The sequence below is a fragment of the Longimicrobiaceae bacterium genome, assembly GCA_036375715.1.
In the GTDB taxonomy this organism is placed as follows: domain Bacteria; phylum Gemmatimonadota; class Gemmatimonadetes; order Longimicrobiales; family Longimicrobiaceae; genus DASVBS01.
This window is the reverse complement of record DASVBS010000018.1, coordinates 1-13,086: the sequence shown is the minus strand read 5'-3', so window position 1 is coordinate 13,086 and position 13,086 is coordinate 1. Positions and strand designations below refer to the sequence as shown.

Annotated in this window: 13 protein-coding genes; 8 read left to right on the top strand and 5 right to left on the bottom strand. The window is 66.7% G+C overall.

The genetic code is table 11. The features are described 5' to 3' along the window. The first annotated feature begins 32 nt into the window (after positions 1-32). Both VF167_02575 and VF167_02570 read left to right on the top strand, forming a co-directional pair. Positions 33-1,574 (top strand): RagB/SusD family nutrient uptake outer membrane protein, encoded by a 1,542-nt coding sequence (locus VF167_02575; GenBank protein ID HEX6924282.1) that lies wholly within the window; start codon positions 33-35, stop codon positions 1,572-1,574. Positions 1,575-1,657: 83 nt separating this feature from the next. Further along, on the top strand, positions 1,658-3,166 hold the full coding sequence (locus VF167_02570; GenBank protein HEX6924281.1) for a sulfatase: 1,509 nt from the start codon (positions 1,658-1,660) through the stop codon (positions 3,164-3,166). 195 nt (positions 3,167-3,361) lie between these two features. Here VF167_02570 and VF167_02565 read toward each other — a convergent pair whose 3' ends face one another. Together VF167_02565 and VF167_02560 are read right to left on the bottom strand one after the other, a co-directional pair. Further along, positions 3,362-3,868: a Pycsar system effector family protein gene (locus VF167_02565; GenBank protein HEX6924280.1), complete on the bottom strand. Its 507-nt coding sequence runs from the start codon at positions 3,866-3,868 to the stop codon at positions 3,362-3,364. A gap of 119 nt (positions 3,869-3,987) precedes the next feature. Further along, positions 3,988-4,137 (bottom strand): hypothetical protein, encoded by a 150-nt coding sequence (locus tag VF167_02560; protein HEX6924279.1) that lies wholly within the window; start codon positions 4,135-4,137, stop codon positions 3,988-3,990. Between the two features lie 348 nt (positions 4,138-4,485). Here VF167_02560 and VF167_02555 point away from each other — a divergent pair, with 348 nt between their 5' ends. The 3 genes from VF167_02555 to VF167_02545 all read left to right on the top strand — a co-directional run bounded on the left by VF167_02555 (position 4,486) and on the right by VF167_02545 (position 8,851). After that, positions 4,486-5,004 (top strand): MBL fold metallo-hydrolase, encoded by a 519-nt coding sequence (locus VF167_02555; protein HEX6924278.1) that lies wholly within the window; start codon positions 4,486-4,488, stop codon positions 5,002-5,004. A gap of 410 nt (positions 5,005-5,414) precedes the next feature. Continuing rightward, complete coding sequence (locus VF167_02550; GenBank protein ID HEX6924277.1) at positions 5,415-6,317, top strand: alpha/beta hydrolase-fold protein; 903 nt, start codon at positions 5,415-5,417, stop codon at positions 6,315-6,317. A gap of 119 nt (positions 6,318-6,436) precedes the next feature. After that, positions 6,437-8,851, top strand: coding sequence for an alpha-L-rhamnosidase C-terminal domain-containing protein (locus VF167_02545; GenBank protein HEX6924276.1), 2,415 nt, complete (start codon positions 6,437-6,439; stop codon positions 8,849-8,851). Positions 8,852-9,120: 269 nt separating this feature from the next. Here VF167_02545 and VF167_02540 read toward each other — a convergent pair whose 3' ends face one another. After that, positions 9,121-9,786 (bottom strand): hypothetical protein, encoded by a 666-nt coding sequence (locus VF167_02540; protein HEX6924275.1) that lies wholly within the window; start codon positions 9,784-9,786, stop codon positions 9,121-9,123. A gap of 97 nt (positions 9,787-9,883) precedes the next feature. After that, on the bottom strand, positions 9,884-10,141 hold the full coding sequence (locus tag VF167_02535) for a hypothetical protein (GenBank protein ID HEX6924274.1): 258 nt from the start codon (positions 10,139-10,141) through the stop codon (positions 9,884-9,886). 141 nt (positions 10,142-10,282) lie between these two features. Here VF167_02535 and VF167_02530 point away from each other — a divergent pair, with 141 nt between their 5' ends. Beyond that, a complete protein-coding gene (locus VF167_02530; protein ID HEX6924273.1) occupies positions 10,283-10,534 on the top strand; it encodes a hypothetical protein in 252 nt (83 codons plus the stop codon). Between the two features lie 357 nt (positions 10,535-10,891). Further along, entirely contained in the window at positions 10,892-11,896 is a 1,005-nt protein-coding gene (locus VF167_02525) for a c-type cytochrome (protein ID HEX6924272.1), read from the top strand. A gap of 93 nt (positions 11,897-11,989) precedes the next feature. On the opposite strand, the gene VF167_02520 is transcribed toward VF167_02525, so the two are convergent. Next, positions 11,990-12,691 (bottom strand): hypothetical protein, encoded by a 702-nt coding sequence (locus VF167_02520; protein HEX6924271.1) that lies wholly within the window; start codon positions 12,689-12,691, stop codon positions 11,990-11,992. A gap of 208 nt (positions 12,692-12,899) precedes the next feature. On the opposite strand from VF167_02520, the gene VF167_02515 reads away from it, so the two are divergent. Next, the coding region (locus VF167_02515) for a rhodanese-like domain-containing protein (GenBank protein HEX6924270.1) at positions 12,900-13,086 on the top strand (187 nt) is incomplete at its 3' end.

Here is a 13,086-nt window from a genome sequence, read left to right as displayed (position 1 = left end):
CGGCCGCCCTTCGCCGCTATCCAACGAGGTCAATGATGCGATCCTGGAAATCGATGTTGGCGGCCGCCGGAGTTTCCTGCCTGCCAGTGCTGTGGACGGGATGCGAGTCGTTCCTCCAGCCGGAGCCCGCGTCGTTCACGACTACCGAGACCTACTACGAGAAGCCGGAGCACTTCGAATCGGCAATCAACAGTGCGTACTCCCGGCTCCGTGCGCAGGCCGGGATCGCCAACACGGCCTACCGGACGATCACGGAGCTGCGCTTCGACTGCTGCATCACGGATCCGCAACGCCTATCGACCAGCCCCTCGGGCAAGCCTATCGCGGAGTGGTACGCGGCGCCGTCGAACGCCTACTTCGCCGACCAGTGGAGCCGCGCCTACCACACCATTGCCCAGACGAACACCATCCTGAGCCGCGTTGACGGGGTGACCTTCGAGGACCAGACGCAGAAGGACCAGATCATCGGTCAGGCGAAGTTCATCCGGGCGCTCTCGTACTGGTACCTGGTGCAGTTCTACGGTGCCGTCCCGCTGGTGTTAGCGGAGGTCAAGTCGCCCGAAGAAGCAATGCCCTCCGGCCGTGCGCCCGTCGAGGAGGTCTACGCGCAGATCGTCGCGGATCTACAGGATGCGGTGGCCAAGCTGCCGGTGAGCTGGCCGCAGCCGGGGCGCGCCACGAAGGGTGCGGCGGAGTTTCTGCTGGGCCGCACGTACCTACTGACGCAGGACTACGAGAAGGCGGCCGCGGCGCTGGGCATTGTGGTGGGGACGGGTGATGTTTCGCCTTACGGGTACCGGCTGCTCGACAACTATCGGGACGTCTTCGACCCCGGGAATGTGAACAACGCGGAGTCGATATTCGAGCTTCAGTTCGGCGCCGGGGTGGCGGGTCAGCCGGACATGGGCCTGGTCGGCGACCTGCTGCCGTACAACTCCCGCGGGCAGATCGTCCCCGCGAGCGTCGGCGTGAGCGGCGACATGCTCGCATCGATGCAGCTGGTCGACCGCTACGAACCGGGTGACGCGCGCAAAGAGGCGAGCATCCTTTGGTGGACAGATCCGGCGGTGGACTCGGCGAAGGCGGTGCTGAAGAAGTTCGTCTGGCCCGAGTACGTAAACGCGCAGGGTCAACAGGCCGGGAATGTGATCCTGTTTCGCTTCGCCGACGCGCTGCTCTCGCTCGCCGAGGCCGAATGGCGGCTCGGCAACGGGCCGAAGGCGATCGAGTACGTTGACCGGGTGCGCAGGCGTGCCGGCCTCGCGCCCATCGACCTGGCGCATGTCGCGGCAAACCCGCTCCTGGCCGGCACCTACCTCGAAACCGACCCGGTGGGCCGCGCGATCTTCAACGAGCGCACCGTGGAGCTGGCCGGGGAGGGTCACCGCATGCTCGACCTCGTCCGCTTCGGCGTCGCCTACGAAGTGATGCAGGCCTGGGCGAAGGAGACCTGGGCGAAGAACCCCGAGCTCAAAGGCTTCTTCCTGATCGAGCCAACGGAAATCCTGCTGCCGATCCCCTCACAGGAGATCGCGGCGACCAATGGTGCGCTCGAGCAGAATCCGGGGTGGTAGAAGCCTGGCCTCCATGCATTCAGTGGGACGCGGCTGGGGCTGCGCACGGCGTCTCGCTCTTCCGATCAAACGACGGAGACAACATGTCCGATGTTGAACACCCGGTCCCGTGGCTGATGCGGCTGTCGGCGCTTGTCCTCCTGGCTCTCCTCCTCCCGGCGGGGATGGTGCACGCTCAGGACGCGGACGCTAGTCGCCCAAATGTCCTCTTCGTCGCCGTCGACGACTGGAACGACTGGATGGGCGCGATGGGCACTCATCCGCAGGTGAAGACCCCGAACCTCGACCGCCTGGCCGCGCGGGGCACGCTCTTCCTGAACGCCGAGACCCCGGCCCCCCTCTGCAACCCGTCGCGCACCGCCTTCCTGACCGGACTCCGGGAGACGACGACCGGGGTCTATGGGCTGGCGCCCGGCTTCCGCACCGTGCCGGCGCTGAAGGATGTCGTGACGCTCCCGCAGTATTTCCAGGCCCACGGCTATTGGACCATGCAGGCCGGGAAGATCTTCCACGGTGGCTACGGAGACGCCGATTTCCAGGAGACGGCGAACCTGTCCCGGCGCTGGTCCCCGCCGGAGAAGCTGGTGAAGGAGCCCATCGAGCCGGTGGATCTCAAGGCCGTCGACTGGGGTGTCTCGCCGCCGGGGACGGACACGCTGCACATCGACTATCACGTCGCCCGTTGGGGTGTGCAGAAGCTGGACAGCATCCATGCCGCGGGAAATACGCAGCCCTTCTTCCTCGCCCTCGGGTTCGTCGCGACCCACGTTCCCTACTACGCCGAACAGAAGTGGTTCGACCTCTACCCGGAGAATCCCGTTCTGCCGACGGCTCCGCCCGGGGATCGGGAGGATGTGCCGGAATTTGCGTGGTACCTGAACTGGCGTCTGCCCGAGCCGCGGCTCTCCTGGTTGCTCGAGAACCGTGAGTGGGAAAAGAAGGTGCGGGCCTACCTGGCCGCCATCTCTTTCATGGACGCGCAGGTCGGTCGGGTGCTCGACGCGCTCGAGCGGAACGGGCTGGCAGACAATACGATCGTGGTGGTCTTCTCGGACCACGGGTACCACTTCGGCGAGAAGGACCTGACGGGCAAGAACACGCTCTGGGAGCGCTCGACCCATATCCCCCTCATCTACGCTGGCCCGGGCATCACGCGCGGGGCGAGGTCGACCCGAGTGACTGATCTGATGGACCTCTACCCGACGCTGGTGGAGCTCGCCGGCCTTCCTCCGAAGAGCGGGCTGGATGGGATTTCGATGGTACCACAGCTGAAGGATCCGACCGCCCCGCGGGACCATCCGGCAATGACCGACAGCAACCCGGGCAACACCGCCGTCCGGACGGAGCGCTACCACTACATTCGCTACGCGGATGGTTCGCAGGAGCTGTACGACCTCTACCGCGACCGGGACGAGATCACGAATCTGGCCGGAAAGCCGGAATACGCGGAAGTGATCCGGGATCTTGCACGCTGGATTCCGGACAATCCGGCGCCGCACGTGCCCGGCAGCCGGTCGCGCGTCCTCTGGAAGGAGGGCGACACCTGGTACTGGGAGGGCGAACCGATCGTGCCGTCTGAGCTGGTGAGATGATTGGCCGTAAGTCCCGTGGCGGGCCGCATGGCACACGCATCGCGGAGGGGCGCCGAACCGGTTCAGGATCGTTGGTGGACTCGTTCCACGGCCGGTCGAGCAAACTTCGGCGATGGCGGACGGGAGGGTGTGGAAATCGGAGCTAAGGGCCGTCCCGAGTCACAAAAGCGGCGTTCCGTTCCGTGTTGCGGGCCCTTACAAAAAGGAAGCAACGACGCCAGCTGCCATTAATCCGATGGCTGCCAAAGTCGCATCGATCGATCGCCGCAGCAGAAGAAACTTGCGGCTCGCATATGTCGCTTTCCCATGGATCGTGCTCAACGCTTGCTGAACAACGTCCTCGGTGGCGGCGTCGGCAAACGTCCTCGTGAATGCATCTCTGTCCATTCGTGCAATGTGGCTCAGTAGAAAAAGGTCTTCTGGAGGGTTGGAGTGAATCCTGGCTGGGCGGGCCGCAAGCAGGGCCAGCACCAGCCCGAAGAGCAGAATGACCATCGCTGCACTCGCGAAGGCAAGGCTCGGTGAATGAGCCATACAGCTGATGTTGAACTCATGATCGACGCAATCCGCAACGAGTTCAATTACCCCGCCACCAACCGCGATTAGCACTGCGTCTCCAGCTACCAGCAAGGAAGCCTTGGCGTCTCCGAACTGGACCTGGCTTTCGACCTGCTGGAAAACGGTATCCAGCAATGCGGGCATTGCCCTACTCATGAGCCCCCCATTCAAAGGCACTGCTGCATTTATGCATTGGCTCCGCACCGTCCTTCGACAGGCCGTCCGCCTTGATTCGCGCCCGCTCCTGGATCGCCTGCAATGCGCTACGCGTCGTTGCCGATCTCGGCCCGCCGCCTTTCCTTCTCGTCCACAAAGACGTGGAGCTTCTGTAGCGTCCCGCGCAGGATAGTGATGTCGCACCGCGTCGGATTATCGATGCGGATGTCACGAAGCTGATCAGGGCGGACGGTCATGAGCGGCCTCGCGGAGAGGATGGCGCGGGTAGCCTCGAAGCGAAGCGGGCGTAGAGGAGGGGGACGGTGGCCGGACCTACCTTTGCACACAGAGCGGCAGCAAGGCGGCGAAGTCAAGCAAACAGATGCTTCCGCCGAGTTGCAACCTGTATGGGCGTGAGTACGAACATACCGAGCGCTCGCACAGGCTGGGCTGGCTGATCAGAAGATGATGCGGGGAGTCAAAGCGGGTGTCTCCGACGAACCCATCGGTAGTCAGAGCCTCCTCGCACTGTTCCGCCGGCTCGAGGAGACGGGCGACAAGGGTTACTTCCCGGCTTGGCATCCCTATTACCGCTTCGGGTCCGGATGGACGTCGAGGCGGAAGAGGAGATCGGCCCGCGGTTGAGAGAAATCGGGATTTCTGCGGCCGACGTGCGCTGGGTGGTGCTCACCCACCTGCACACCGACCACGCGGGTGGGTTGTATCACTTCCCCCATAGTGAGATCCTGCTCGCGCGGGCGGAGTATGGAGTCGCCCGAGGGCTGCTCGGCCGGGCACGTGGCTACCTCCCGCATCGCTGGCCAGAATGGTTCGCCCCTCGATTGGTTGATTTCGGCGATGAAGCGGTAGGCCAGTTCCCTGGCAGCCACCGGATCACTCGAGACGGTGACGTGCAGCTCGTCCCGACTCCCGGCCATTCCGCAGGACACCTGTCCGTCATCGTGAAGGACGGCGAGGATGTGTTCTTCCTCGAGATACCCGCGGAGCTCACTGTTTTCGAGGTGGGAGATGGCTACGTGCTTGGAGCCTACGAAGAAGAAATCGACGGGGAGCGGCACGTAGTCGAGTACCGGTTCACGCCTCGCGGAATGCAGGAAGAATAGGCCGCGATCTGCCGCTGGGCCGGGGCCGGTCTTCCCAAAGAGGCTACTACGCGCGAGGCCCGGACTCGACGGCGCTTCGGGGGCTGACCCGGTATCACGGCTGACACTCGAGTGCAGGGAGAGCTCCGGAAGAACTTACTCCGGCTTCATGAACACATGAAGAATGCCCTTGACCGGCCATCGCCCCCTGGAGCGAACCAACCGCTGGATCCGCTGTCCCGAGAAGCCTACGCCCTCAGCCATTCGAGTGCGGTCGGGAATTCTTTGCGAAGCGTGCCGGGAACCTTCCGAGACGGTTCGTCCTCCTTGCAGGGAGAGCCCGTCCGCCGCCACTTTCAGCGTTGCTGTGCCCTTCCTTGGCGATCGACCGATGGCGGCGATCCCGATTTCTGCCCCCTCGGAGGTTTACGATGTCGCATCGATCTGCGGTCATCAGGTTCATGGCGGGTCTACTGCTCGCCTTTGTTGCGGGCGGGCCCCAAGTCGCGGTCGCGCAGCGCGGCGGTGTCGGTCGTGAGCCGATCGTCCTCGGCCCGGACGACCGGCCGATCGCGCCTCCCGCTCCCGCAGGATTCAACCAGCCTCGTGAAGGGGTCCCCCAGGGGCGGATCGAGACGGTCGAGTATACCTCGACGACGGTGGGCACCGTCCGCCGCGCGCTGGTCTACCTGCCGCCGAATTATTCCACCGACCAGCGGTACCCTGTCCTGTACCTGCTGCACGGGATCGGTGGGGACGAGGAAGAGTGGCACCGGGGCGCCAATCCACAGGCGATCCTCGACAACCTGATCGCGGAGGACCGGGCCGTCCCGATGATCGTGGTGATGCCGAATGGGAGGGCACAGCCCAACGATCGCGCTGAGGGGAACGTCATGGCCACGGCGCCCGCATTTGCGCGGTTCGAGCAGGATCTCCTCGTGGACCTGATTCCGTTCATCGAGCAGCGGTACCCGGTCCGAACGGACCGCGAGAGTCGCGCTCTGGCCGGGCTTTCGATGGGGGGCGGGCAGGCCCTCAACTTCGGGTTGGGCAACCTGGACCGCTTCGCCTGGATCGGAGGCTTTTCCTCGGCGCCGAATACTCGCCAGCCGGAGGAGCTCGTGCCCGACCCGCAGAAGGCGCGGGAGATGTTGAAGCTACTGTGGATTTCCTGCGGCGATGCGGACGGTCTCTTCCCCATCAGCCAGCGCACCCATGCCTACCTCAAGGCGCACGAGGTGCCCCACCTCTGGCACGTGCATCCGGGCGGTGGTCACGACTTTCAGGTCTGGAGCCAGGACCTGTACCAGTTCGCGCAGCGGATCTTCCGCTGAGGTTCGGGCGGCGATCGCGCCGCGTTGTTGATCCTGGAAGCGCGACAGTCCTGCAACCGAGGTTGCAGGGGCCGTCGCTTGCCCGTCGTCATCCGTTTCCCCCAACCTGAGGTCCGTCGATGCGCGTTTGCGCGGTGCTGCGGTTGCGGTCATGCCTCCTCCCGGCGCTCCTCCTCGTCCCCTGGTCCGCGCGGGCGCAGGAGTCCGCGGCGGCGGATACCGCCCTCCTCCGTCGGCCGTGGAGCGCGACGTGGGTGGTGCCGCCGGAGGCGCCGGGGGACTCGTTCGGCGTCTACCACTTCCGCCGCGCGTTCGAGCTGGCTGAGAAGCCCGAGCATTTCGTGGTGCACGTCTCCGCGGACAACCGCTACCGGCTGCTGGTGAACGGGGACGCCGTCTCCTCCGGCCCGCCGCGCGCCGACCTCAGCCACTGGCGCTACGACACGGTGGACCTCGCGCCGTGGCTTCGGGCGGGTCGCAACGTGCTGGCTGCGGTCGTGTGGAACTACGGCCCCTACCGCCCGGTGGCGCAGATCAGCTACCGCACCGCCTTCCTGGTGCAGGGGGCGGGCGAGCGCGAGGCGGTGGTGAACACCGGGCCGGAGTGGAAGGTGCTGCGCGACGAGGGCTACCGCCCCGTGCCCGTCACCGATCAGGACGTAAGCGGTTACTACGCCGCCACCCCGGGGGAGGCGCTGGACGCGCGCCGCTACCCGTGGGGCTGGGAGGACGCGGAGTACGACGACTCCGGCTGGCCCGCGGCGCGCCCGTTCGCCTTTCGCGCGGGCACTGAGAGAGGGGCGCTGCCGCGCGGCAGCCACCCGTACGGCGAGGTGGGCGGCTGGCAGCTCGTGCCGCGCAACATCCCGCAGATGGAGGAGACGCCCCAGCGCATCCCCCGGCTGCGGCGCGCGGAGGGAGTGGAGGCGAGCGACGCCTTCCTGCGCGGCGCGGGCGACCTGGTGATCCCTGCGCGGACGCGCGCGGTGCTGCTGCTCGACCAGACGTACGTCACCAACGCCTATCCCGTGCTGGAGACCAGCGGCGGGCGCGACGCCGTGGTGACGATGACGTTCGCGGAGGCGGCGGTGGATTCCGCGGGCCGCAAGGGCCACCGCGACGAGGCGGAGGGCCGGACGATCCGCGGGGTGAGGCACGAGCTGACGCTGGACGGGGGCGCGCACCGGCGCTTCCGGGCGCTCACCTTCCGCACCTTCCGCTACCTGCAGCTGGAGGTGCGGACGGCGGAGGAGCCGCTCCGCATCCACGACCTGCACGGCATCTTCACCGCCTACCCGTTCCGCGAGCGCGGCCGCTTCTCGAGCGACCTCCCCTGGCTGGAGCAGATGTGGGAGATGAACTGGCGGACAGCGCGGCTGGACGCCTGGGAGACGTACTTCGACACCCCCTACTACGAGCAGCTGCAGTACGTGGGCGATACGCGCCTGCAGTGCCTGATCTCCCTCTACGTCGCGGGCGACGACCGCCTGGTGCGCAACGCGATCGAGCTCTTCGACGACTCCCGCATCCCGGAGGGAATCACCGCCAGCCGCTACCCATCGGAGCTGGGGCAGATCATCCCGCCCTACTCGCTCGTCTGGGTGGACATGCTGCACGACTACTGGATGCTGCGGGACGACCCGGCGTTCGTGCGGCGCTTCCTGCCCGGCGCGCGCGGCGTGCTCGACTGGTACCGCCGCCACGTCGACGACACGAGGTTGCTCGGCCCGATGCCGTGGTGGAACTACGTGGACGCGCCGAGCTTCCCGCGCGGCGTGCCGCCGGGCGCGGAGGACGGCCACTCGGTGGTGATCACCGCGCAATACGCCTACACGCTACGGCGCATGGCCGAGCTGGAGCGGGCACTCGGCGAGCCCGTCCTCGGCGCGCGTGACGACGCGCTGGCCGACTCGCTCGCCGCCGCGATGCGCGCGCGGGCATGGGACGCGCGGCGCGGGCTCCTGGCCGACACACCGGGCGGGGACAGCTTCAGCCAGCACGCCAACGTGTTCGCCGTCCTCGGCGACCTGCTGCCGCAGGAGCAGCAGCGCGGGGTGATGGAGCGGGTGCTGAGCGACAGCACGCTCGTCCCCGCCAGCTTCTACTTCCGCTTCTACGTCGACGAGGCGATGCGGAAGGTGGGGCTCGCCGACCGCTACCTGGAGCGCCTGGAGCCCTGGAAGACGATGCTGGCGCTCGGCTTCACCACCACCCCCGAGCACCCGGAGCCCACGCGCTCCGACAGCCACGCCTGGAGCGCGCACCCGAACTACGAGCTCCTCGCCACCGTGCTCGGCGTGCGCCCCGCCTCCCCCGGCTTCCGGACGGTGCGTATCGCCCCCGCCCTCGGCCCGCTCCGCCGCGCCGAGGGCACCGTCGCCCACCCCGCCGGCGACCTGGTGGTGAGTCTCCGCCGTGTCGGGGCGCGCGGCCTCCATGCCACCGTGACGCTCCCGCCCGGCGTCACTGGTGTCCTAGAGTGGGAGGGTCGGAGCGCGCCGCTGCGCGAGGGACAGCAGGAGGTGGAGTTGTGAGGGCCCCGCCTACCGATCCCTTCTTTGACAAGGTGACAAGGTGACAAGGTGACAAGGTGACAAGGTGACAAGGTGACAAGGTGAGGGGGTGCACGACACCGAAGGTGGGCTCGAGCGGCTCCGAAGGGCCCCCCTGAAATACCGGACGAACGCCGGCTCTCTGCCTTCGCTCTTTCAACCTAGGCATAAAAACCTCCTCAGTTGAGGAGCAATTTTCCGGACCTTCATGGTCAAGCTGTCGACACCTTCGGCAAAGACCTCTTCCGGGGTCAACGCGATTCCGCCCATCGGACGGTCCTGTGTCGATCGATCCAATAACCCCACGGAACGAAGAGCCAAAGAGCCAAGCCCCCGACCGCAAGCGCCTGTTCGCTGGGAGGCGGAGGTCCAAAGGTGCCGCTGAGAAAGAACACGACGATCACTCCGATGAAGGCCCACAGTGCCCATCTTCCGATGTGGTAATTCGCTGAAGTGACGCGCACGTATAGGACGAGTCCGAGGGCCAGAATCGCGAATTCGATCGCGAGCGTCGCGGCGATAGAGTTCCAGAGCCCAGCTCCCATGACGATCTCAGATCCGGGCCAGAGCGGGAGATCCGGGCGATGCATCGGGAGGTCCAGGAACCAGTGGGAGACCACGAGCCCGCCGACCAGGGTGGCGCCGCGGACGGAGCGTCGCACCGCGAAGTAACCGAGCCCGAGGACCAGGCCTAACCCCCCTGCCGTACCAAGGCTGTGCGAAATTGGGTAGTCCACGAAATCGAGAGAGCTGGCCGCCATGAGGCCGGGCGCGATGCGGACCTGCTCGAGGTCCAGGAGTAGCAGGATCGGCCAGAGCAGATCCGAGAACTGCGCTGCCAGAATCGTGGTGCCCAATGACGTCTCAGGTGCGATCCGCTTGGCAGCGAGCGCCAGTCCGTAGTGTCCGAGAAACATGCTCGCGTTGGATTGAGAGTGTATGGATAGGATGTCCGCTGAATGCGACCCAAAGCTCCCGTCCGGCCGTCGGTCGAACGGGAACCAATTCAGCTGATCAGAATCGCCAGCCGAGGTGCACGGTCGGGAAAATGGTCACCGGGCTGCGGGTGAACTCTTGTCCGCCGATCACCACGTCATCGCCATCGAAGTTATAGCTGACGCTCACCCAGGGGACCACGTACAACCCCCCGAGACCGAGCGGCGGCGCCGCGCGTCCTCGCTCATCGGTACCCACGATTTCTTGCTCGATCGCGATCCCGCCATCGGCGACACGCCCCTGTTTCCAGCGCCGGAGGCGGGGGCGGGGCAGCACTCCAGAGCGTGGACGCGCTGGCACGCGCGCGATCTCCACGAGCGGGCTCAGCGAGCCGCCGGGTACGGGTACTCGTGCCCGAAGTGCGGAACCGCTCTCGGAAACGACCAGCGGAACTGCCCGAGGGATGACTGCGGGGACGTGGATCGGCGGACTCGGGACCCGGGGAAGAAGCTGCTCGGATTCCACGCCTACCGCCGGAAGTGGGCGACCGAAACGAAGCACCTGCCGGTGAAGGGCGTGACCGAGGCCGGAGGTTGGCTGGACACGCGGAGCCTCGAGATGTGCTACCAGCAGGCGGACGAGGCGATGCTCCTACAGGTCGTCACGGAGCCCCGAAAGCAGCGGGAGCCCATAGCAGAAACCATAGCAGGAGGTTCCGGAAAACAGTAAGGCCCCGCAACGCAAACCGTTGCAGGGCCTCACCCTCCAACCAGTCGGGACGGCCGGATTTGAACCGGCGACCCCCTGAACCCCATAGAGAGGAAACGGCGGGCGATCTCGTGAAAGACCGCTAAAACAGCGGGTTTTCGCGTGTGGCGTCACGAAGGATCGGAACCTGATTCGCGCGGTTTGAGGTTCAACTCATACCCCACATACCCCACCTTGCGGACGGGCGGACGTCACGATGTGCGATTGGGCCGCCGCCCCTCCTGCGCGGCCACCTCCAGGACGGAGACGGCCCACTTGGTGCAACACGAGGTAGAGGCGGTTCACCCGTTTTCGCCTGCCCCGCAAGGAGGGATATCGATGTCACCGATGCGACTTCCCCAGAGTCTCAGGATCGCCGTCCTGAGCACCTCGCTCTTCGCGGTGGGGTGCGGCGGCGGCGACGATCAAGGTGGCGATCCCGAGGCACCGGTCGGCGACCCCGCCGCGGCACCGGCGTCGAGCGAGGTCCCGCTGGTGCCCGCCGAGGCTGGATTCGATCAGGTGAACGCCCTGGTGAAGGATCCCGCCCGCGATTCGCTCCCGGAAGACTCCCTGCTGGCAGCGCAGATCCGCCTCGGCTTCCAGATCGTCGAGAACACGCCGGAGCACGCATCTCGGTTCGTGGGCAACGACCTCTCCTGCGGCAACTGTCATCTCAACGCGGGGCAGCGATTCCGCGCCCTGCCGTACACGGGCATCGCCGCCACCTTCCCGGAGCCGCGCCGGCGGGAAGGCCGGCTCTTCAGCCTCGAGGATCGCATCCGCGGCTGCTTCCTGCGCAGCATGAACGGGGAGGCACCGCCGTACGACAGCCCCGAGCTCCTCGCTGTCTCAGCCTATATCTCCTGGCTTTCGGAAGGTCAACCGGTGGGGGAGTCGCCGGAGTGGCGAGGGCAGAACGTGATTGCGGAGGAGAATCTGATCGCGGTCGACCAGCTCGACCCAGTAAGAGGACGGGAGTTGTATACCCAGCAATGCACCGCGTGCCATGGCATGGACGGCGAGGGGGTGGACCTCCAGAGTGTGAAGCCCGGCCCGCTCTGGGGTCCCCGTTCGTGGAATGACGGTGCGGGTGCCGCGCGCGTCTACACCCTTGCTGGATACATCCGTTACGCCATGCCGCTCACGCAGCCGGGTATCCTGAGCGACGAAGAGGCGCAGCACATCGCTGCTTACATAAACGCGCAGGAGCGGCCGGTCTACGAGGGCAAGGCCGAGGACTACCCCGGCGGCGCACCGGTGGACGCCGTGTACTACCCTCGCTACCCGGAGAACCCGCTCCGGGCGAAACTCCAGGCGGCGAGCACCACGGCGGCCCGGTAGCGAGTCCGGCGCCTCAGGAGTGACGGGGGGCGGGGCCGCCCAGCCCCGCCCCCCGTTGCCGGTCCAGCTCGGTCCAAACTGTCCCGCTCGGGCTCAGCCGGAGTAGACGTACGAGAGCCCCTTCTCCTGCGCGACGTTCAGCGCCACCACCATCGCCGGCACCACCTCGACGCCCGGCAGCAACCCCTCCAGCAGCTCCGCCCGGACGGCCTCCTGCTCACCGAAGCCCGCCTGCGACAGCGTCGTGGTGAGCCGCTTCAGACTGTTGTTGCAGAGCAGGAAGATCACCCCGCGTTCCTGCAGCGCCGTGACCGAGGCGTCCGGCGGCACGACACCAATCTCCTCCCCGCGCGCGAAGACGTTGCGGTGCGCGGGGGCGCCCGTGCGGGGGTCCCGGACGTCGAACCTCTCCCCCAGGCCGAACTTCTCCCAGACCGTGTCGTGGAAGACGAGGGGCACCGCGCTGCCGTGCGCGCCGATCACCGCGTCGATCGCGTCGCTCTCGAGGCCGTAGGCGTCGCGGTACGCGTCGAGGTAATTGCGGGCCTGCTGCAGTGCCTTCCCCCCGCCGAGGGACGGCGCGTCGAAGATCTGGCCGTGCTGGCCGTCCAGCCGCTCCAGCCAGGGTTCCGGCGGGAGCGTGCGGCTCGGGCGGGCGGATGCGTGCTGCGCGGCCGCCGTCCCGGCGCCAGTCGCGACGCCCCCGGTCAGCAATCCCGCCGCGGCCATGCTCAAACGGGAGAGGAAGCCCCGGCGCGGTAGCGCGGCCGGCGGCTGTCGGTCGTGTCGTTCCATCGAGCTCCTCCTGATTCGTTTCCCCGGCGCCATGGGGCCGGGTATGGGATCCAGAAGCATACACCCACGGCGTGATTTGTTCAACCAATCGCCCATATGAGCATATAAGTTGACAGGCGGATAACATTACTGTATGGTTGTACAGCATGCAGGGGCTGCCCTCCCGGCGAGCCCGAGAGTGAGAGGACCTGGACAGGAGACGAGATCCATGGCAGCAACCACGACCATTCCGCCGGTGATCCGGCCCGACGAGCTGGAGGCGCTGCTGCGCGAGCGGCCGGACGTCCGGCTCCTCGACGTACGGACCCCTGGAGAGCACGAGGCGGTGCACATCCGCGGAGCCTACAACGTGCCGCTGGACACTCTGGGCGAGCACGGACCCGAGATCCGGGCGC

Excerpts from the sequence above, each read along its gene's own strand:
- VF167_02570 (HEX6924281.1), top strand. The coding sequence starts at position 1,658 with ATGTCCGATGTTGAACACCCGGTCCCGTGGCTGATGCGGCTGTCGGCG.
- VF167_02565 (HEX6924280.1), bottom strand. The coding sequence starts at position 3,868 with ATGCCCGCATTGCTGGATACCGTTTTCCAGCAGGTCGAAAGCCAGGTC.
- VF167_02555 (HEX6924278.1), top strand. The coding sequence starts at position 4,486 with ATGGACGTCGAGGCGGAAGAGGAGATCGGCCCGCGGTTGAGAGAAATC.
- VF167_02520 (HEX6924271.1), bottom strand. The coding sequence starts at position 12,691 with ATGGAACGACACGACCGACAGCCGCCGGCCGCGCTACCGCGCCGGGGC.
- VF167_02545 (HEX6924276.1), top strand. The coding sequence starts at position 6,437 with ATGCGCGTTTGCGCGGTGCTGCGGTTGCGGTCATGCCTCCTCCCGGCG.
- VF167_02560 (HEX6924279.1), bottom strand. The coding sequence starts at position 4,137 with ATGACCGTCCGCCCTGATCAGCTTCGTGACATCCGCATCGATAATCCG.
- VF167_02550 (HEX6924277.1), top strand. The coding sequence starts at position 5,415 with ATGTCGCATCGATCTGCGGTCATCAGGTTCATGGCGGGTCTACTGCTC.
- VF167_02540 (HEX6924275.1), bottom strand. The coding sequence starts at position 9,786 with ATGTTTCTCGGACACTACGGACTGGCGCTCGCTGCCAAGCGGATCGCA.
- VF167_02525 (HEX6924272.1), top strand. The coding sequence starts at position 10,892 with ATGTCACCGATGCGACTTCCCCAGAGTCTCAGGATCGCCGTCCTGAGC.
- VF167_02575 (HEX6924282.1), top strand. The coding sequence starts at position 33 with ATGATGCGATCCTGGAAATCGATGTTGGCGGCCGCCGGAGTTTCCTGC.